The following is a 19,384-nucleotide window of genomic DNA, read 5'->3' on the forward strand; positions in this document are numbered from 1 at the left end:
CATGCCAATTCGCTGGTACGGCAACGCCGACACAACCGACCCGACCTATCAACATTTCGCTCGAATCGTCAACTTCACCCTGCATGCCATGGCCTTTGCAGCTTTCAACAGTGGCCTTTGGTTCATTCAACAAATGCGCCACCCATGGCCACACTTGGATTGGTTCAGCGAAATCTGGCTTGCTGGACTCTTCATCCACCTTGCATTTGTAGTCGTCAAAAGACCCAAGGCCAAGACCACCGAAGAGCAAGCCTGATCCCAACATCAAGCCAGCATCCACCTAGCAAGACCATCACTTATGACAATCGATCCAGCAGATTTAAAAGAGCTACAACTATCCCTTGCCGATCGCATCTACCTTCAGATCGCCAGCTGGCACCTTTATCTGGGCGATGCAGGGCTTGCAGAAAACCTTGCCATCGAATGCAGCGTCAGGCTCAATGAAGGCGCCAATGTGGCAGCCCGCCAAGCCCTGGAATCAGTGCAAGTGCCCCTAGGTGGAGGGAGCACCCGCCTACCACTGGCGCGCCTAATCCCAGCCTCTCAACTTCGTGACCTTGAGGAGATCCTGGAGCCCTACTGCCGATAAGGTTGCTGCCATCCATGGAGGGCCAGTGCTGATCATCGAGGTCACCAACGCCCGTGAAGTGATGCGTCAACGCATCGGACCACTAGGGGAGCGACTCATCGGCAAAGTTGTCGATGCTGAGGACCAGGTGGAGAAAGCTCTGATTCAAGAGCTCGAAAACGCCTTCCAGGAATTCGGGATCGAAGCACGCATCGTTTCGGTACAGGGACCCCAGCTAGTGGGCCGAGACCATCTGGAGCTACCAATTCAAGTCCGTGAGGATCGCGAAGTTCGCCTCAGCGAGGAATAACTCTGTAACGCAGCTCCCGCGCTAGCTCACGCACCTCAGCGACACCAAGAGAGATGCTGATTAGAGCGAATACAGCAAGGCCGGTGATCACTGACAGACACACCTCAATCAAAAGTCCCAGCAGGTCCTGAGGCCATTGCATCAAGGTCGCCAGAGCCCAAGCCGCAAACCCTGCCGCCAGGCCAGCCCAAAGCACCTTGACGCCATCAAAAGCCCACCGTTGCAAAGGCAAGCCCCCTAGCCGCGAATGCAAGCCCACCAAGAGAGCTGCGCAGGTCAGCAGATTGATTGCAACCGTCGCCAGCACCAAACCGGTAGCCCCGAAATTGAATGGCAACTGAAGGCCCCAAGGGGTTGGGCCACCAACCAACAACCAATCAAACACCACATTCAAGCCAATCCCTGCCGTAGAAAGTCGGAAGGGGGTAGTGCCATCACCTAGGGCATAAAACACACGCACCAGCAGATCACGAGCTAGATAGGCAGGCATGCCCACGCCATAGGCCATCAGCAATCCACTCACCAAGCTGGCCGCCTGGGCATCAAAGGCCCCTCGCTCGTACACCAAAGCAACGATTGGGGTTCCAAGAGCCACGAACATGGCCCCCAGAGGAACCATGCTGGCCGTAGACAACATCAACCCCTGACGGATGCGAGTGACTAGTGCAGGCCGATCTTCCTGGGCAGTGAGCCTGGCAAACGTTGGCAGTAGTGGCACCAGCAATGCATTGGAGATCAGCCCCAAAGGCGTCTGTACCAAAAGATTGGCGTAGCCCAGACCAGCTGCCGCACCCAAAATGCCGGAAGCAAAAAGCAGATCTGTAAAGACATTGATCTGCAACATGCCTGAAGAAAGGGTGGCCGGGCCCATGACCTGCCATACCTCCCGCACACCTGGATGATGCCAATCCCAAACCAACTTCATCTTTGTCAAGCCTTGCCTGATCAACGCCGGCAGTTGAATCAGCCACTGCAACAGGGCTCCCACCAAGGTGGCTAGTGCCAAAACAATGCCACCCCTAAGGGCGAACTGCATGGAGCCGATGTTCGTGCCGACCTGCCACCACAAAACTCCGACACCGACCACCAAAGCAAGACTGGACATGATTGGCGAAACCGCCGGAATCCAGAACTCATCAGCAGCATTAAGGGAGCCGAAGCCCAGGCCGATCAAACCTGCCAACAAAGCCATTGGTGCCATCACCTGAAGCTGAACCACAGCAATCCGATGCAGCTCAGGACTCAGACCTGGGCCCACCAAAGTGATCAACGGATTGGCTGCCAGCACTAATAGAGCCGTCAAGAACAACAAAGCAGCACTAACCATGGTGTTGAGCGCCGCCAACACATGAGCGCTCTCCTGCCGCGGCCGTCTGCTGAGGACACTGACCATGGCGCTGTGGAAAGGACCGTTGATCCCACCCAGGAGAATCAACAGAAACCCCGGCAAGACGTAGGCGTAGTTGTAAGCGTCATAAGCCGCTCCCACCCCGAAAGCAGCCGCAATCACAAGCTGACGAACCAGCCCTCCCACCTTGCTAAGCAAGGTGCCGACTGTGACAACCAGAGCAATACGCTTTAAGGATCTCCCCATCCTTGGGCCTCAGACCATCTGATCATTTAGCAGCATTCTCAAGCCCTGCAAGCATCCCCATGACCGAGGCCATCCCGGAAGGATTGTTAGGGAGTCCACTGCTCACATTCCCACCACTCGAGGAAGGAATATTGGTGAAGCGCTACAAGCGCTTCCTTGCCGATGTGGAGCTAGTCAGCGGCGAAATCGTGACAGCCCACTGCGCCAACACAGGCCCCATGACTGGTGTTCTTCATCCTGGAGGCAGAGTGCGACTCCGCCATGCGCCTTCTCCCAAGCGCAAGTTGGCCTGGACATGGGAGCAAGCGGAGGCACCCAGCGCCCAGGACGGCCTCTGCTGGGTGGGTATCAACACAGCCTTGGCCAATAGCCTGATCAGAGCCGCGATTGAAGCCGGACACCTCAAGCAAGTCCTCGGTCCGATCGCAGCAATCCGTGCGGAAGTGACTTATGGAAGCAACCGACGCAGCCGCATTGACCTGTTTTTAACCCCTGATGCCAATTGCTCGGACACCAGACCCATTTACTTAGAAGTCAAGAACACCACCTGGATCGAACACTCCTTAGCCCTCTTTCCCGACACGGTGACAGAACGAGGGCAAAAACATCTCAAAGAGCTAATCGGTGTCCTACCAGAGTCCAGAGCAGTCTTGGTGCCCTGCCTCAGCCGCCACGATGTCCAAGCGTTCGCCCCAGGGGATAGCGCAGACCCTCGCTATGGCGAACTCTTTCGTCTGGCTCTTACAGCTGGCGTGGAAGTCATTCCATGTTGCTTCGGATTTCACCGCGACAAGATCACCTGGGAGGGCCTTAGGCCTACCAAGACAACACAGAGTTGACACAGCAAAAAGAGCTCCAGATGTAACAAAATGAACTTTCACCCCCGCAAATAGACCTAAAAGCGTCCATCAATCCCATATTTCGTATCAACATGAACATAAAAAAATCCCAAGTTGAGCAAGTTTCTCCTTTGAGCTATCACAAAGGCTTCCAGCTCGTTTTGCAGATCTGCTTCTTCCAATGACAACTGCTCCGCTTCCGCCCTCCAGGCGGCGCACGGTTCGCCTTCAGGAGGCCAGTCTCCTGGAGGGGCCAATGCTCCTCCTGCGCAGCATCCGTGGCTTCAGCTCCAATCGCTCAATCACATGGCTGACCTGTGTGCCCTTCGCCCTTTTCGGCCTAGGCGTTTTCAACCTTTCAGCACATGCCGCCGACCTCCCTGAACTCACGCCAGGATTCCTAGCTAACAACCTCTGGTTGCTGATCGCAGCTGTGCTGGTGATCTTCATGAACGCCGGCTTCGCCATGGTGGAGGCAGGGATGTGCCGTCAGAAAAACGCCGTCAACATCCTCGCCAAAAACCTGTTTGTCTTCGCCCTTGCGGTGACGGCCTACTGGTTCATCGGCTTCCAGATCATGTACAAAGCAGAGTGGCTGATCCCTGGTTTTTTGAAGTTCGGCGGGCTGTTCTTTGACCCCGCAGTAACGCCTGACATGGTCACCAATGGAGACTTGGTCCCAAGCGTTGACTTCCTCTTCCAGGCTGCCTTTGCAGGCACAGCAGCAACGATTGTCTCTGGCCTGGTAGCTGAGCGAATCAAATTTGGCGAGTTTGTTGTTTTCTCGCTAATCCTTACGGCATTCATCTACCCAATCGCGGGTTCCTGGCAATGGAACGGCGATGGATGGCTTGCAGAAGCAGGCTTTATCGATTTCGCCGGCTCAACGTTGGTGCACTCCGTGGGTGCCTGGGCTGGGCTGGTAGGGGCCATCGCTCTTGGCCCTCGCATCGGCAAGTTTGTCGGTGGCAAGGCCCAAGCTCTACCTGGTCACAACATGGCCATAGCCACTCTCGGATGCTTGATCCTCTGGATCGGTTGGTATGGATTCAATGCTGGCTCCCAGCTGGCAATGGATGCAGCGGTGCCTTACATCGCAGTCACCACAACCCTTGCTGCAGCCGGTGGCGCCATCGGTGCAACGATCATTTCAACCCTCTATTCCGGCAAGCCTGATCTAACGATGATCATCAATGGCATTCTTGCCGGCTTGGTAAGCATTACCGCCGGTTGCGACGGTGTCGCCATGTGGGCGGCTTGGCTGATCGGCCTCATTGGCGGTGTGATCGTGGTCTTCTCTGTGGCCTTCATCGACGGCCTGCAAATTGACGACCCCGTTGGGGCTTTCTCTGTGCACGGCACATGCGGCATCTGGGGCACTCTGGCAGTGGGCCTGTTCAACACCGATGCAGGTCTATTGACTGGCCATGGGTTCAGCCAACTTGGCGTCCAAGCGCTCGGCTGCATCTCATACGCAGTATTCATTGTTGTGACCTGTTGGATTGCCTGGTCTGTCATCGGAGCACTGTTTGGCGGTATCCGCGTAACAGAGGCTGAGGAAATCGAAGGTCTTGATATCGGTGAGCACGGTATGGAGGCTTATCCCGACTTCGCCTCAGCCGGCAACTAAAGCCTGATCAACAACCTGAATCCCATTAAGCCCGACCCTGTGCCGGGCTTTTTTGTGCTTCAAAAGTGTTGAGCTGCCCATAGAGTCAGGAGATTGCTGCTGCCACGATGGATACACAAGCTTTCAAACGCTCGCTCCATCACTCTGAGCGTTACAACCGTAGGGGCTTCGGGCGAGCCAACGAAGTCGCCAGCAACCTTGAGAAGGCCTACCAAAGCAGCCTAATTGGCTCGATTCGAGACAACGGGTATGTGCTTCAACATGGCCGGCTTCAGGTGAAATTAGCTGAGGCCTTTGGTTTCTGCTGGGGAGTAGAGAGAGCAGTTGCGATGGCCTATGAAACCCGTAGGCACTACCCAAGCGAGCGCATTTGGATTACTAACGAAATTATTCACAACCCTTCAGTGAATGAACACTTACGCGAAATGGACGTGCTGTTCATCCACGCTGAAGGAGGTGTCAAAGATTTTTCCTGCGTCAGTGATGGCGATGTAGTGATCCTGCCCGCCTTCGGTGCCACTGTTCAGGAGATGGAGCTGCTTCATGAGCGTGGCTGTCACATCATCGACACCACTTGTCCATGGGTTTCCAAGGTGTGGCACACCGTGGAGAAACATAAGAAGCAAGAATTCACCTCAATTATTCATGGCAAGGTGAAGCATGAAGAAACCTTGGCCACCAGCTCCTTTGCAGGGACCTATCTAGTTGTTTTAGACCTTGATGAAGCCCAACTAGTCGCCGATTACATCCTGGGCCAAGGAGATCGTGCAGCGTTCATGAAACGCTTTGCTAAGGCATGCTCTGCAAACTTTGACCCAGATCAAGATCTCCAACGCCTTGGGGTAGCCAATCAGACCACCATGCTGAAAAGTGAAACCGAGGAAATCGGTCGTTTATTCGAGCGCACCATGCTCAGAAAATATGGCCCAATAGAGCTCAACAAACATTTCCTTTCCTTCAACACCATCTGTGACGCCACAGAGGAACGGCAACAAGCAATGTTCTCGCTAGTTGATGAACCTCTAGATCTACTGGTGGTGATTGGTGGTTTCAACTCATCCAACACCACTCACCTACAGGAAATCGCCATCAGCCGAGGGATCCGATCCTTCCACATCGATACCCCAGAACGTATTGGTGATAACAACAGCATCCAACACAAGCCACTGGGAGAAGATCTGTTCATCGAAAGTAATTTTCTACCTGCTGGAAGCGTGAGCGTCGGCATCACCTCCGGAGCCTCAACACCCGATCGAGTGGTTGAACATGTGATTCAGAAGCTGATCCACCTAACCTCGGACTGAACAACACCCTGGCTTTACATTTGTTAATATCCCAGACCAACCCAGTCAGGGATCACCATCCGTGCCGCCCTTGTCGATACCTGCCGACCAATACCTGCGCCTCAGCGACAAATCCCAAGTCCGCTGCTATCGAAGTCATTTTTCCGATCGCATGGAGATGCTTGCGCCGCCAAAAAACGTGGCGGCATATCTTGACCACCATCAAGGCTGGTTTCAACGCTGTGCTGCACCCATGGAGGTCAAGGCCATCGATGATCAGTCCTATCTCCTCACCCTTGGTCGATTCGGAAATTTTGGCTTTGAAGTCGAGCCTTGCATCGGCCTAAAGCTGCTTCCTCAGCAGCAAGGGCTCTACCAAATCATCAATGTGGACCTAACGCATCAAGATCTGCCCCTTTGTGATCACTACGATGTGGACTTCAAGGCTGGGCTGAAACTTGAGCCATCAGAAACAGAAGCCAGCAATACTGTCCAACAAACCACCATCGTGAACTGGGATTTGGATCTTTCGGTGTGGATCCAACTACCGAAAGTGATCACCCTGCTACCGGATGGTCTTGTACAGACAAGTGGTGACCAGCTGCTGAGGCAAATCGTGAGACAAATCTCGCGACGACTCACCTGGAAGGTTCAAGAAGACTTCCATGCCACCCATGGACTGACCTGCCCACCACGTCGCCATGCAGCTTTCTGAGCGAGTCAACCCTGTTATCGCCTTGATCTGCGAACCGATTCTCTAAAGTGCTCACCTGCAATCCATGGTGATGATGGCCGGCTCCGAAACCCCTAAAGCAAAGGGATCTGACTCTGACCTAGGACCTCAAGCCAGTTCATCGTCAGAATCGATTAACTACTTCTCCGAATTTGGAATTCTCATACTCCGGCTCGGGGTCAGCATTTTGATGGTCCACAACGGATTAGAGAAGCTCCAAAATCCAGAAGGCTTCTCGGAATTTGTCATCAGCCAACACCTTAACTTCTTACCAGGCGACCCTCTGCTGTGGACCTATGCAGCAGCTTTAACAGAAATCATTTGTCCAATTGGAATCGCTTTCGGACTTGCTACTAGGCTCTGTGCGCTTGGCCTTCTATCGACAATGGCTTTTGCCATTACATACCACTTATTTGATACTGGCCTGCAAGGCTTCCCCTTCGCCGTGGTCGAAAACCATAGCTATGCCTTTGAATTATCTGGTGTTTATGCAACTACTTTCTTTTACTTGCTTTGTGCAGGGCCAGGGCGCATTTCACTGGCAGCAAGGAACAAAGCCAAAGCAAATTCAGTCAGAATGAAACTCATCAAGGAAATCAACAAAGTCAAAATATAGGCAAACAAATTGGCTCGATATTAGCTTTGATTATTACTAACTTAATGCAAGAAGTGGCGCTTTCCCGTCAACACCATTGCCAGACCAAAATCATCGCAAACAGCGATTGAATCTGCATCACGCTTGCTCCCACCAGGCTGGATTACGGCACAGATGCCATGGTTAGCCGCCAAACGCAACGTGTCGTCAAAGGGGAAGAAGCCATCACTAGCCAAAACAGCTCCCCTGGCTTGATCGCCAGCTGCCTCAAGGGCTAGTCGCGCCGAGCCGACTCGGTTCATCTGGCCCGCTCCAACTCCGAGACTCTGGCCAGCACGAGCCACCACGATGGCGTTAGAGCGCACATGTCTCACCAGGCGCCATGCAAAGGTGAGATCCTCGTTTTCTTCAGCATTAGGCGAGCGTTTGCTGGCCACAGTCCAACTGGTGGGATCAATCGATTGATCGTCTTGGTCCTGCACCAACACCCCGCCGAGGATGGTGCGAATGTGATCACGACCAGCCGCATCAATGGCACCTGGTGCCAGTTCCAACAAACGTAAGTTGGCCTTGCTGGCAAGGATTTCCCGAGCTTCTGGTTCAAAGCCTGGTGCCACAACACACTCCAAGAACAAACTGGTGAGCTCCCGAGCAGTCGTGGCATCCACCAATCCATTCAGAGCCACGATCCCTCCAAATGCACTCACCCGATCCGCATCCAAGGCACGGCTTAAGGCCGACGCCACGCCAGTGCCAATCGCGACGCCACAAGGGTTGGTGTGCTTAACCACCACGGCAGCATCTTGAACAGCTTGTTGAGCGCCTTCCGTGCCATATCCAAACTCCCGAACAGTGGCCAGGGCAGCTTCCAAATCAAGCAAATTGTTGGTACTGAGCTCCTTGCCCTGCAACTGAATGGCACCGCCCCAACCCTGCTTCGGAGCGCTGTACCAAGCCGCATGCTGATGGGGATTCTCGCCATAGCGCAGCCTCTGCCTAAGGGGAATAGCCTCAAGCCATTGGGAAGCTTGCTCAGTCAGCCGCTCGCCCATCCAATGGCTGATGGCCACGTCATAGGCAGCGGTGTGCTCAAAGGCTTCAAGGGCAAGCTCACGACGGAGCTGGTCATCCACACCATCACTTAAAGCCACTAGGAATCTGTCGTACTGATCCGGCCTCGTGAGCACGGCCACATGCGCATGGTTCTTTGCCGCCGCTCGCACCATGGCGGGGCCACCGATATCAATATTCTCAATTGCAGTTTCCCAACTCACCTGCGGATTGGCCACTGTTTCCCGAAACGGGTAAAGGTTCACCACCACCACATCAATGGGAGGGATCTGATGCTGCTCCAGATCGACCTCATGCTCAGGGTCGCCCCGCATCGCCAAGATGCCTCCATGGACACGAGGATGCAGAGTCTTCACCCGTCCTCCAAGAATTTCCGCAGCACCTGTGTGCTCAGCAACCCGCGTCACGGGCAGACCGGCATCCTCGAGCACTTTGGCTGTGCCACCACTGGAAAGCAGCTGAAACCCATGCATGCGATGCAAGGATTCCGCTAGAGGCACAATCCCATGTTTGTTTGAAACGCTCAACAAGGCGATGGGAGCCATGGCAGCAGAGACGAAAGCATTCCGTGGGCCAACCTACGCAGCAGCGATACAACACCTGCCGTGAGCGACAACCTTCTCCGCGACATTCCCAAAGGTGCTTACTACAGGCTTGTGCTGCTGCATGGCTGGGGTGCAGATGCAGACGATCTGATCCCCCTTGGCCGAGAGCTCTGCCAAGTCATCAAGCCTCCCGTAGAACTAGTGGCTCTACGAGCACAACAGCGTCATCCTCAAGGCCTGGGCCGGCAATGGTATGGACTCTTTCCAAGCGACTGGGCAGCCGTTCCTGATGCGATCTCTCAACTTCAGGCTCGCTTGAAAGCCCTGGAAACCCCAGAAATTCCTCTACAAAGAACGGCTCTGCTGGGTTTCTCTCAAGGGGGAGCAATGGCCCTGGCGAGTGGTTGTGATCTACCTCTAGCAGGCCTAATCGGCTGCAGTGCATACCCACATCCAAATTGGGTAGCGCCAAGCATTCGCCCCGCTGTGCTTCTCCTGCATGGGCGACAAGACGATGTAGTTCCCTACGCCGCCTCTGAACAACTCCTCAAAAGCCTAAAAACAAGCGGATTGGAGACGGCATTAGTGAGCTTCGAAGGGGGCCACTGCATTCCGGGAGAACTAATCCCCCGGATGCAACAAGCCTTGCACTCTTGGTTCAACTAAGGAATCGCTTTCTCGTCAAACGAAGGCGTACTCATACTCCTCGATCTCCTCCCAGTCGTCGGAAGTCAGTTCAAGGCCTTCAAACATGACCTCTTCCCCAACGGAGTCAACGATCAAGCGCAAAGAGGGGAAGAGAAAATGGTTCTCTTCAGCGTACTGAGCACTAAACAATCCTTTCTCGCCCCAGAAAAAGCGATCAGTGGTGTGTTCGTTACGACGAACATTAAGGATCGCTGGTGAGACCAAACCAGATTCGGCGATGTAACGACGAGCTGCCGTCACAGGCTTGTATTCACCGGTTTCGAGATGGAAAGTAGGCACATGAGCCAACACCCGTTGACCAGCCAATCGTCTGCGGCTGATCCGCTTGCGCTTCTTAGACATAAACGGGAAACTCCTGTATAGGAGTGCGATGGAGAGAGGAACGGGGCGGCTTAGGACCGTCCTGCAAATAGCGCTCAAGCACGATGCAAGAGCATGAAGATGCCCAAATGTCAGCAAGCCTTAGTCAGGGAATCGCAGCAGAGCTACAACACCCTGAGGGATCACTTTCAACATGATCGGCCGAGGCCGAGGATCCAACAGAGGACGCATCTACCTCTGCTGTAGCTTTGGCGACACGATTTGTGCAACCTCTGCTGTGGCTTTGGTGACACAATTTGTGCAACCTCTGCCTTGTCCGACTTTGAGCTACAGCCTCTGGGCGAGGCTTTCAAGCCAATCGACGCTCAAAATTTTAATACTTTTTTCAGAATTTACAAGGTGTCATTCGTATCAGCCTCTTGGTGTCGGTGTCCAGAGGCACATCGCTCGCCATGAAGTTGTCAAACCGCTTCCTCAATCTGGTGAAGCAACAACTCAGCAGCTTCGAAGCGGAGGCTCCACTAGAGAAGCTTGTCGTCTATATCGCTCAAGCAAGAGACGGGCGCGCCCCCAGCCTGGAAGCCGTAAGTCAGTGGCCCGCCAATGGGAACAAATCCCTGCCACCTGTAGAGGCAGACCCTGAGCTTCGTGCACCCTCACCTGATCGACGCTGGTACCCGCTTCAAGAAGGAACGATCTTGCTTGGAGTACTCAGAGCCGAAAAACCCCTCTCTTCGCCATCCTGGCCCACCCGCCTAGACCGACGGCTGCTTGCTACTGCGAGTGCCATCACCGATTGCCTCAGTCTTGAGCTTGAGCGCGCCAGGCTGCTTGATGAGTTGGCCGAGCAACGGGAACAAATCAGCCTGATGGTGCATCAACTGCGCAATCCGCTAGCCGCGCTTCGAACCTATGCCCAACTCTTGATGAAGCGCCTAGAGCCCGATAGTCGTCACCGCACCTTGATCAAGGGTCTGCTGAGCGAGCAAGCACAACTAGATCGCTATATCTCCAGCCTCGACCAGATCGGCCAGGACAATCTGCCCATCCAACCAAGCATCAAGGCCCCATTGCTGCTGCCTCCATTACTGCCACAAGCCACTGATCTCACTATCAAATCCTTACTAACACCACTAATCGAACGCGCCATAGCCACATCAGCCTTGCAAAAACGCCCTTGGCATGGACCCAGCCTATGGCCTGCCTGGACTGAAGAGCTACGTCCTTCAGGAGATGGAGTGGTCGCTGAAATCGTGGCCAACCTGCTGGAGAATGCTTTCCGCTATAGCCCTGCAGGCCGCCCTATCGGCCTTTGCCTGCAACAAAACGGAGTATGCGTCTGGGATGGAGGTGAACCCATCAACAAGCAAGAGCGTGAGCGCATCTTCAGCAGAGGCATTCGAGGCCAGAGCAGTGGCGATCGCCCCGGCAGCGGCCTTGGCCTCGCCCTGGGACGCCAACTGGCTGAAGATTTGGGAGGTTCGCTGCAACTGATCACCTCTCCAGCGAACCTTGATCCAGCCCTTCCCAGCGAAGGGAATGCCTTTCTGCTCAGCCTGCCGGCAGTAACACCGCCAGCAACAGAAGCGTGATTGTTTCCACCAGCACGACTGAAGCGCCATAAGAATCCCCGCTATGCCCACCAAGACGACGTCCAAGCAGTTCAGGCACTAAAAACGCCGGCAAGACACCCACACCAATTCCTGCCATCAAAACCATCTGACTGGGCCACCCCACGATCATGAGTGAAGGGACAACCGTTAATGCCAAAAGCAGCACTAAGCATGCTGGTAATGCTTCCTGCCATCCCTTGCGATAACGACGATGAAAGGATGCGGTGCCAGCCTGCCCCTCACGCAAGTAAAAGAAGCGCGCCATGGCCCAAAGCGGCGCACAACGCCCCCAAAAGGCAGCAATCAGCAAAGCCAAAGGGGCTAGAGAACCAAGCCGAAGTAGGGCTGCAATCTGAAGTAACACCACCACAAGCAGAGCCTGGACTCCACTAGCTCCAACACAACTGTCGTCCATAGCCTGCAGACAGCGCTCACGACCAGCCGCCAGACCATCGGCCGTGTCCATCAACCCATCAAGGTGAAGACCACCCGACAGCCAGGCACCCAGCCCGATGACCAAAAGTGCCACTGCCGAGGTCGGCCAATCGGCACGGATCAAGACAAGCCAAAGGGAAGACTGCAGTCCTCCCAGCACCAATCCGATCCAAGGAGCAAAGCGAGCAATCCGTTCAAAACGTGGCTTCAGCCCTGGCCAAGCAGGCAATACGGAGTAGAAGATCCATGCTCCAGCCAAATCCCGGAGCCAAAGGGGAGCGCGCAAGATCTCCAACCTCCAGCCAAAGGCAAAGCCCAACGTAGGGTCATGATCGGCCTGGTGCCTTGTGGCGCTGAAGTATCGCCGTAGCACTAGCCGTGTTTGATTTTCAGATCAACGCCCGCTGTTCACACACACGTGCTCGCGTTGGCTGCTTCCGCACTCCTCATGGTTCTGTCAACACACCTCGTTTCATGCCTGTGGGCACGCTGGCAACCGTGAAAGGCATCACAGCCACTCAACTGGCCAACACCGGAGCTCAGATGGTGTTAGCCAACACCTATCACCTCCATCTTCAGCCAGGCGAGGGGATCGTGGCCGATGCCGGTGGCCTGCATCGCTTCATGGGCTGGGACCGCCCACTGCTTACCGACTCAGGTGGCTTTCAGATTTTCAGCCTGGCAGACCTGAATCGTATTGATGATCACGGGGTCGTTTTTCGCAACCCTCGTAATGGCAGCCAGATTGAACTCACGCCAGAACGAGCCATCGAAATTCAAATGGCCCTTGGCGCTGATGTCGCTATGGCCTTCGACCAATGCCCCCCATACCCAGCCAGCGAAAGCGATGTGGAGGCTGCCTGTAAGCGCACCCATGCATGGCTGGAACGCTGCTCGAACACCCATCAACACACAAATCAAGCCCTATTCGGCATTGTTCAGGGAGGGTGTTTTCCCCACCTCAGAGAGCAAAGTGCTCAAATCGTGGCCAGCTTTGATTTGCCTGGCATCGCCATCGGTGGCGTCAGCGTGGGTGAACCGGTTGAAGACATTCATCGCATCGTGCGCCAGGTTTCTCCTCTGCTTCCCCAGGATCGCCCCCGCTATCTAATGGGGATTGGCACCCTGCGAGAAATAGCGATTGCAGTTGCCAGCGGTATCGATCTATTCGACTGTGTGCTGCCTACCCGCCTGGGAAGACATGGCACAGCACTTGTCGCTGGCGAGCGCTGGAATTTACGCAATGCCCGCTTTCGTGAAGATCACACACCCCTAGATCAAAGCTGTACCTGTACAGCCTGCCGCCATCACAGCCGGGCTTATCTGCATCACTTAATTCGCAACGAGGAGCTCCTAGGGCTCACGCTTCTAAGCCTGCACAACCTCACCCAGCTGATCAGATTCACCTCAGCTATTAGCCAGGCAATTCAAGATGACTGTTTTTCAGAGGATTTCGCTCCTTGGCAACCGGACTCAGCAGCACATCACACGTGGTAACGTCCATGAAACGCAGCTGAGCAACTAGGGATGGCAGCCTTCACTCTCGATCTGATGGCCCAACTGCCAGAGGCCTATCAGGCCTACGCTCCAGCAGTGGATGTTCTTCCACTCATCCCCATTTTCTTCTTCCTGCTTGTCTTTGTTTGGCAAGCATCTGTGGGCTTCCGCTGAAGCATTCATTTCAATCAACGCTTTTTTCCTCGACGCCATACCTCCCAGACGAAGGTAGGCAGACAAAGAATGCGATTCCATCGGCTGGGCTCTTGGCCCAACCGATATAGCCATTCGAGCCCTAACTGGCACATCCATTGGGGGGCCCGCTTTTTCATGCCAGCCCATACATCGAAACTTCCCCCAACACCCATCCAGAGGCCTGGACATGCCCGCCTTACGCGCGCTATCCATGTTTCTTGACGGGGAACCCCTAGAGCCACAAGCACAAGATCAGGATCCAAAACTCTCAACTTGGCTTCCAGGCCAGGCCAAGCATCTTGGGGTTGATAACCATGCGAAGACATCACAAGTCGCAAAGCAGGCAGGTCTTGCTTCAGGAGTTGCCTCAAACGATCCATGACCTGCGGGGTTGCTCCCACTAGGGCCACCTTCCAATCATGAGCCTCTGCATAGGCAAGTAACGAACGGGCCAGTTCAATGCCAGGACTGCGCGGCACCACAACTCCCTGACGCCTCAGCGCCCAAACCACGCCAATCCCATCTGGGATGACTAGATCTGCCGCGGCAATAGCATCACCTAGCCTGGGATTCTCTCTAGCCGCCATCGTCATCTCCGCATTAAGCGTGACGATCTGGCCACCACCACGAGCATGCAAACCAATCGCCGCAGCCTGAACATCGCGGCATGCATCCACTGGCACACCTAGAACACTTCGACGGTATTGATCGCTCGGTGCGGTGCTTGTTGATTCCATCAGCGAGACAACTGAGGTTGAAAATTTAGTGCTCTAAACCTTGAACGCAATCGATGGAGTCCAAAGCCCAATCGCCACAAGCAAGCGAATGGAGCAACAGCCGATTTGCAAAGAAGCGCCTGAGAAAGTAGCGCTGTGCGAGCCGAGAGGGTTGAACTGATGTTTTGCTAACGACTCAGATGGGCTCCTCCAAGGAAAGTCCCATGCCGGGGTGTTCGACGGCATGTTCAATCAGGTCAGCCAAACGCAGCGCGCGCGAAGCCTGCTCCCCATCCACAGCTGGTGTCTCACGACCTCGCAAACACTGAAGAAAATGCTCCAACTCTGCATAGAGAGGCTCAATAGAAGTCGTGCTGACCTCTTCGATAAAACCGTCATTGCGATACAACAACTCACCGTGATCGGCTGAATACCACTCATGAGCACGACGATGTATTTGCAGGGTGTGATTAAGGAAATCAGTCTCAACAAGACTGCCCCGACAATGAGCACTGAGACTGCGAATTTTGCGGTGGCTCATCTTGCTAGCCGTGAGGCTAGCCACCACACCATTGCTGAAGCCAAGCGTGGCATTGACGTAATCGATCGGACCCTCAGCAGTGCGCCCTCCTGCAGCAGCCAGACCTACCACCGGAGCACCCGCCAGCTCAAGAACCAAGTCGAGGTCATGAATCATCAGATCAAGCACCACCGACACATCGTTGGCTCGGTCACCATGGGGGCTATGACGACGAGCCTCAAGAACCACAACCTCCTCATTTTCCACCACCTTGATCAACTCTCGAAAGGCAGGGTTAAAGCGTTCAATATGGCCAACCTGCAAGAGCCGTCCAGCCTTATTCGCCGCCACAATCAATGCGGATGCCTCCTCCTGACTCGCCGCAATCGGTTTTTCGATTAACACATGCAGGCCTGCCTCCAAGCAGGCCTGCCCGACCTTGTGATGGAGCAATGTCGGCACAGCAATGCAGACGGCTTCGACCTCGCCTAGCAAGCTGTGGTAGTCAGGGAACCAATCGCATCCAAACTGTTCAGTTGCCAGCTGACCACGCTCAGGATCGGGATCAGCGACTGCCACCAGCTGCGCATCCTTAAGCAGACTGAGCACACGGGCATGATGCCAACCCATATTGCCAATCCCGATCACACCGACCTTCACCGGAACCATGGGATCGGTCATCGGCAGGCCATGGCGCATCGTGGAAATTATCAACGATCATTCCTCAGTGTGATCGTGACTGGGAAGAATCAGTCGCACACGCTCGATACGAGGACCCTTCATCGTGACGATCTCGAATTGCAAACCATCGCAGCGCAAGGCCTCTCCAGCAGAAGGGATGTGTTGCAACTTTTCAAGCAGAAAGCCAGCCAAGGTGTGATGTCCATCAGCTTCAGGCAAGTCCAGATTGAGCTGTCGATTGAGCTCAATGATCTCAAGATCTCCTGCAACCATCCATGTATCTGACTGACCCTCAATCAGCTCAAGATCAGGCTCATCGTCGTCTGCATGGGGCTCATCGCCCACGATCTCACCAGTGAGATCGGCAGCTGTAACCAATCCTTCGGTACCGCCATGCTCATCAACGACAAGCAGTAGGGGCTGTCCACTTCGGATCATCGGCAACAATTCAGCCAAAGTGCTGGTCTCAAGAACCCTTACAGCTGGTTCTAAAAAAGGTTCAAGCGGAGATTCTGCCTGCAAAGCACCCCGGGAGATGGGTTCCGCCAAGCGACGTAAATCAAGCACACCCCTGACATCATCGAGGGACTGACCGATCACTGGAAAGCGCGCATGACGGGTGCTATGCACCACTCTCATCAGTTCAGCGAAGCAGACCCCAACAGGCAAAGTGACCATGCCAGAACGTGGCACCATCACCTCTCTCACTTGAGTGTCGCGCAAGGCAAAAACACCTTCAAGGATGTTGCGCTCATCAGGACGAAGACCTGTTACACCACCAATTTCGATCAGAGACTCCAGCTCACCAGCAGAGAGAGCAGGCACGAGAGAATCCCAATGTGCATTCAAACCAACCAGCCGTAACATCATCGAAGCGACAGCTTCCAGAAGAGCCAAAAGGGGAGCAAGCACACGCATCACCATCTCCAACAATGGAGCGAGGTTTAGAGCTGAAGCCTCCGGACGGTTCAGCACCCAGGCCTTAGGAAGAAAACCAGCCAACAAGGTGGCCAACACCACAAGCAGCAGAAAAAGGCCCCCGTCCAACCAGCGACTAGCAGGATCAGCCAGAGGCCACCAGCGATGTCCAACACCACGGCCAACCCAGCCCAGGGCTACCAACGCCAGCATTCCACCCAGTTGAGACACCATCAACGCCCTCCTCAAACGGCGCTGAAGACGATGGACGGCGGAAGCTCCGGGGTGTTGCTCTTCCACTAAAACCTGTACTCGACTAGGCCGCAGCCGCAACAAGGCAACCTCTCCAGCCGCGAAAAAAGCCGGTAGAACCAGCAATACAGCCAGGAAAAGCAACCTCATTGAATGAAGAAAATATGGGGGTCGCGAGGATCGAACTCGCCTTAGGCGAATTATGAGTTCGCTGCATTCACCAGATTGCTAGACCCCCTCAATCACGGATCTACCACATGCCACGGATAGGAGTGAAGGCCTCAGGCGCCACATTCATCTCAGGACCATCCTCCAACATGACAACTTCTGAAAGATCACCCCCCGCAAGGCTGCTATCAAAACCGCTAGAGATATCTACAGTTCTTAAAGGCAAAATAGTGCTCTGCTCTTCTAGAAGCAACTGGTAGGTGTTCTGTAAAGCAGTACCATCCCAGTTGATCGTCTGATCAGGGAAACCAAATCCCATCAAACGATTCCCATCCTTACCAGCCACAACAATACCAAGCATATCTGTGAGCTGATGCCACACATCAACCCCCCTTGTATAAGGAGCAGTCCAACTGTAAAAGCGATTCTCCACCAAGTCAGCAGTAGTGGCTTTCAACGGTCCACAGTGGATCACCTCAACGGGCCCCATTGACGACTCGGACAATCCACGGTTCGTGAATATAGGCATCTCGGAAGGATCAGGCGCTTCAAGGGTCGTGGTGCAAACCACAGGCATCCCCCAGGCCAAACCGCCACCCCATCCAGTGACTGCCAATGGTGTCACCAGGGCTAAACCAAGCATCCTTAGTTTATGGAAGGACACCCAAGCCATAACTGCAAAAAACACGACTGCGCGCAAACTAGGCAATGAATCCTTAACGCACCAGCCCAATGAGCCCTCTTCCCCCATCGGCGGAGGCCTGCCGCGATGAGCTGCTCAACCGGCTAGCGCGAGAGGCCTACCGCCATGGAGACTTCACCCTGGCCTCTGGTCGCCAAAGCAACCACTACGTGAACTGCAAGCCAGTCAGCCTCAGTGGATCTGGCCTGGCGTTGCTAGGCCTGGCGTTACTCAAATATGTAGAGCCCGATGCTGTTTCTGTAGCTGGCCTCACCCTCGGCGCCGATCCCTTGGTGAGTGCAGTAGCGATGGCAGCAGCACAAGCGGAACGCACTCTCAATGCGCTAATCGTGAGAAAGCAAGCCAAAGGCCATGGCACCGCTGCTTGGCTTGAAGGTCCACTACCTCCCAGCGGTGCACGCATCACCATTTTGGAAGACGTTGTCACCACTGGCGGATCGTCACTCAAAGCCGTGCAACAGCTGCGTGAGACGGGCTATCTGGTGACACGCGTCGTCACGATCGTCGATCGACAAGAAGGTGGTAGAGAGGCCTTGAATGCTGCTGAGTTAGAGCTTGTCAGTTTGTACCAGCTCAATCAGGTCGCTGAGCGGGCCAGACAGCTGGAGACGGAGACATGAGCAGCTCGAGCAAGCAACGCTGGGACGCCCTTAAACCCCTATTGAGGCTAGAGGGTTCTGGTAGTCGAGACTTTCTTCACGGCCAGACCAGTGCCGATCTGCTGGCTGCCGAAACAGGCGCCCTACTGCGCTGCTGCTGGCTCACCGCCACAGGAAGGGTGCGGGCGCTGTTGGAGATTCGTCTGGATGAGAGAGGTGCAGATGTGCTGGTTCTCGCCGGCGATCACAACGCCGTAGCGACGGGATTTGAACAGGTGATCTTCCCTGCAGACAAGGTTCGACTGAAGCCGAGCGACCCAATTCGACGCCTACAGATAATGACCCAACTCAAACAGGAGCAAACTCCTGAGGTGATCTGGCTGCTGCCAGACGAACCACTGCCAAAGCAATGGGCTGCTATGGAGCAGGCCAATGCAGATCAAATTGAACGCTGGCGAATCAAGCAAGGCCTGCCCCTTGAACCTGGTGAAATCAATGGCGATACCAACCCGTTTGAACTGGGACTAGCCGCATGGGTGAGTCTCAGCAAAGGTTGTTACTTGGGGCAGGAAACCTTGGCCAAGCTGGCCAACAGTGGTGGTATCAAACAACAACTGCGCTACTGGCAAGCCAACCGCCCAATTGCCGTAGGCCAAAAACTAATCAAGCTTGAGCCAGAGGCAGGTGTCAACAATCGAGCAGGGGTCATTACTTCAGCGATGCAAGACCAAGACTCAAAAGGCAGCTATGGCTTGGCCTTGGTGCGCCGCAAGGCTCTAACAGAGACTGAACTATGCCTGGCGGAAGACTCAACAAGGGTGCGCCTCACCATTCCTACGGGATTTGTGACTCCACCCATGAGTGACTGAACATGGCTTGACGATGCCCAG

At 54.6% G+C, this 19,384-nt stretch carries 22 protein-coding genes and 1 tRNA gene; 14 read left to right on the forward strand and 9 right to left on the reverse strand.

Translation table 11 applies throughout. The features are described 5' to 3' along the window. The first annotated feature begins 1 nt into the window (after nucleotide 1). Genes SIB41_RS09165 through SIB41_RS09175 form a run of 3 tightly spaced genes read left to right on the forward strand, consistent with a single transcriptional unit; the run spans nucleotide 2 to nucleotide 878 of the window. Nucleotides 2-256: a 2TM domain-containing protein gene (locus SIB41_RS09165; RefSeq protein WP_011131215.1), complete on the forward strand. Its 255-nt coding sequence runs from the start codon at nucleotides 2-4 to the stop codon at nucleotides 254-256. 42 nt (nucleotides 257-298) lie between these two features. Then, nucleotides 299-589, forward strand: coding sequence for a DUF3181 family protein (locus SIB41_RS09170; protein ID WP_011131216.1), 291 nt, complete (start codon nucleotides 299-301; stop codon nucleotides 587-589). A gap of 25 nt (nucleotides 590-614) precedes the next feature. Then, nucleotides 615-878: a hypothetical protein gene (locus SIB41_RS09175; protein ID WP_011131217.1), complete on the forward strand. Its 264-nt coding sequence runs from the start codon at nucleotides 615-617 to the stop codon at nucleotides 876-878. Here SIB41_RS09175 and murJ read toward each other — a convergent pair. After that, complete coding sequence (gene murJ, locus SIB41_RS09180; protein WP_413358344.1) at nucleotides 865-2,472, reverse strand: murein biosynthesis integral membrane protein MurJ; 1,608 nt, start codon at nucleotides 2,470-2,472, stop codon at nucleotides 865-867. The two genes, SIB41_RS09175 and murJ, sit on opposite strands and share 14 nt — an antisense overlap. 59 nt (nucleotides 2,473-2,531) lie before the next feature. Here murJ and sfsA point away from each other — a divergent pair, with 59 nt between their 5' ends. From sfsA to SIB41_RS09205, 5 genes are all read left to right on the forward strand, one after another. Further along, the gene (gene sfsA / locus SIB41_RS09185; protein WP_413358346.1) at nucleotides 2,532-3,311 is read left to right on the forward strand and encodes a DNA/RNA nuclease SfsA; all 780 of its coding nucleotides are present in this window, start codon (nucleotides 2,532-2,534) and stop codon (nucleotides 3,309-3,311) included. A gap of 181 nt (nucleotides 3,312-3,492) precedes the next feature. Continuing rightward, nucleotides 3,493-4,941, forward strand: coding sequence for an ammonium transporter (locus SIB41_RS09190; protein WP_413358348.1), 1,449 nt, complete (start codon nucleotides 3,493-3,495; stop codon nucleotides 4,939-4,941). A 107-nt stretch (nucleotides 4,942-5,048) separates the two neighbouring features. After that, nucleotides 5,049-6,245: a 4-hydroxy-3-methylbut-2-enyl diphosphate reductase gene (locus tag SIB41_RS09195; RefSeq protein WP_413358350.1), complete on the forward strand. Its 1,197-nt coding sequence runs from the start codon at nucleotides 5,049-5,051 to the stop codon at nucleotides 6,243-6,245. Nucleotides 6,246-6,306: 61 nt separating this feature from the next. Continuing rightward, the gene (locus SIB41_RS09200) at nucleotides 6,307-6,939 is read left to right on the forward strand and encodes a DUF1997 domain-containing protein (protein ID WP_413358352.1); all 633 of its coding nucleotides are present in this window, start codon (nucleotides 6,307-6,309) and stop codon (nucleotides 6,937-6,939) included. A 70-nt stretch (nucleotides 6,940-7,009) separates the two neighbouring features. After that, nucleotides 7,010-7,573, forward strand: coding sequence for a DoxX family protein (locus tag SIB41_RS09205; protein WP_236070370.1), 564 nt, complete (start codon nucleotides 7,010-7,012; stop codon nucleotides 7,571-7,573). A 41-nt stretch (nucleotides 7,574-7,614) separates the two neighbouring features. On the opposite strand, the gene purH is transcribed toward SIB41_RS09205, so the two are convergent. Beyond that, on the reverse strand, nucleotides 7,615-9,168 hold the full coding sequence (gene purH / locus SIB41_RS09210; protein ID WP_413358354.1) for a bifunctional phosphoribosylaminoimidazolecarboxamide formyltransferase/IMP cyclohydrolase: 1,554 nt from the start codon (nucleotides 9,166-9,168) through the stop codon (nucleotides 7,615-7,617). A gap of 60 nt (nucleotides 9,169-9,228) precedes the next feature. On the opposite strand from purH, the gene SIB41_RS09215 reads away from it, so the two are divergent. Beyond that, complete coding sequence (locus SIB41_RS09215; RefSeq protein ID WP_413358356.1) at nucleotides 9,229-9,834, forward strand: alpha/beta hydrolase; 606 nt, start codon at nucleotides 9,229-9,231, stop codon at nucleotides 9,832-9,834. A 15-nt stretch (nucleotides 9,835-9,849) separates the two neighbouring features. On the opposite strand, the gene SIB41_RS09220 is transcribed toward SIB41_RS09215, so the two are convergent. Beyond that, a complete protein-coding gene (locus tag SIB41_RS09220) occupies nucleotides 9,850-10,218 on the reverse strand; it encodes a DUF3155 domain-containing protein (RefSeq protein ID WP_011131226.1) in 369 nt (122 codons plus the stop codon). A 431-nt stretch (nucleotides 10,219-10,649) separates the two neighbouring features. Here SIB41_RS09220 and SIB41_RS09225 point away from each other — a divergent pair, with 431 nt between their 5' ends. Further along, nucleotides 10,650-11,789, forward strand: coding sequence for a sensor histidine kinase (locus SIB41_RS09225; RefSeq protein WP_413358358.1), 1,140 nt, complete (start codon nucleotides 10,650-10,652; stop codon nucleotides 11,787-11,789). Here SIB41_RS09225 and cobS read toward each other — a convergent pair. Further along, nucleotides 11,749-12,531, reverse strand: a complete 783-nt coding sequence (gene cobS, locus SIB41_RS09230) for an adenosylcobinamide-GDP ribazoletransferase (RefSeq protein WP_413358360.1) — start codon at nucleotides 12,529-12,531, stop codon at nucleotides 11,749-11,751. The genes SIB41_RS09225 and cobS overlap by 41 nt on opposite strands. Nucleotides 12,532-12,623: 92 nt before the next feature. On the opposite strand from cobS, the gene tgt reads away from it, so the two are divergent. Continuing rightward, complete coding sequence (gene tgt / locus SIB41_RS09235; RefSeq protein WP_413358362.1) at nucleotides 12,624-13,742, forward strand: tRNA guanosine(34) transglycosylase Tgt; 1,119 nt, start codon at nucleotides 12,624-12,626, stop codon at nucleotides 13,740-13,742. Nucleotides 13,743-13,772: 30 nt separating this feature from the next. Further along, nucleotides 13,773-13,916 carry a photosystem II reaction center protein K gene (locus SIB41_RS09240; RefSeq protein ID WP_011131230.1) on the forward strand — a complete coding sequence of 48 codons (144 nt, stop codon included), beginning with the start codon at nucleotides 13,773-13,775 and terminating at the stop codon, nucleotides 13,914-13,916. A 14-nt stretch (nucleotides 13,917-13,930) separates the two neighbouring features. Here SIB41_RS09240 and SIB41_RS09245 read toward each other — a convergent pair whose 3' ends face one another. From SIB41_RS09245 to SIB41_RS09265, 5 genes are all read right to left on the reverse strand, one after another. Next, nucleotides 13,931-14,674, reverse strand: a complete 744-nt coding sequence (locus SIB41_RS09245; protein ID WP_413358364.1) for a WecB/TagA/CpsF family glycosyltransferase — start codon at nucleotides 14,672-14,674, stop codon at nucleotides 13,931-13,933. A 175-nt stretch (nucleotides 14,675-14,849) separates the two neighbouring features. Next, entirely contained in the window at nucleotides 14,850-15,854 is a 1,005-nt protein-coding gene (locus SIB41_RS09250) for a Gfo/Idh/MocA family oxidoreductase (RefSeq protein ID WP_413358366.1), read from the reverse strand. Nucleotides 15,855-15,890: 36 nt separating this feature from the next. Then, on the reverse strand, nucleotides 15,891-17,174 hold the full coding sequence (locus tag SIB41_RS09255) for a hemolysin family protein (protein ID WP_413358368.1): 1,284 nt from the start codon (nucleotides 17,172-17,174) through the stop codon (nucleotides 15,891-15,893). 15 nt (nucleotides 17,175-17,189) lie between these two features. Continuing rightward, nucleotides 17,190-17,262 (reverse strand) — tRNA-Ile (locus tag SIB41_RS09260). Nucleotides 17,263-17,274: 12 nt separating this feature from the next. Beyond that, nucleotides 17,275-17,925 carry an occludin/ELL family protein gene (locus tag SIB41_RS09265; protein WP_413361493.1) on the reverse strand — a complete coding sequence of 217 codons (651 nt, stop codon included), beginning with the start codon at nucleotides 17,923-17,925 and terminating at the stop codon, nucleotides 17,275-17,277. Here SIB41_RS09265 and pyrE point away from each other — a divergent pair. Continuing rightward, nucleotides 17,925-18,515, forward strand: coding sequence for an orotate phosphoribosyltransferase (gene pyrE, locus SIB41_RS09270; protein ID WP_063420476.1), 591 nt, complete (start codon nucleotides 17,925-17,927; stop codon nucleotides 18,513-18,515). The two genes, SIB41_RS09265 and pyrE, sit on opposite strands and share 1 nt — an antisense overlap. Next, a complete protein-coding gene (locus SIB41_RS09275) occupies nucleotides 18,512-19,363 on the forward strand; it encodes a YgfZ/GcvT domain-containing protein (RefSeq protein WP_413358370.1) in 852 nt (283 codons plus the stop codon). The genes pyrE and SIB41_RS09275 overlap by 4 nt, the downstream gene beginning before the upstream one ends. Nucleotides 19,364-19,384: the final 21 nt, after the last annotated feature.

Origin of the sequence: Prochlorococcus sp. MIT 1201 (assembly GCF_047303415.1) — a bacterium.
Taxonomy (GTDB): Bacteria; Cyanobacteriota; Cyanobacteriia; order PCC-6307; family Cyanobiaceae; genus Prochlorococcus; species Prochlorococcus marinus_D.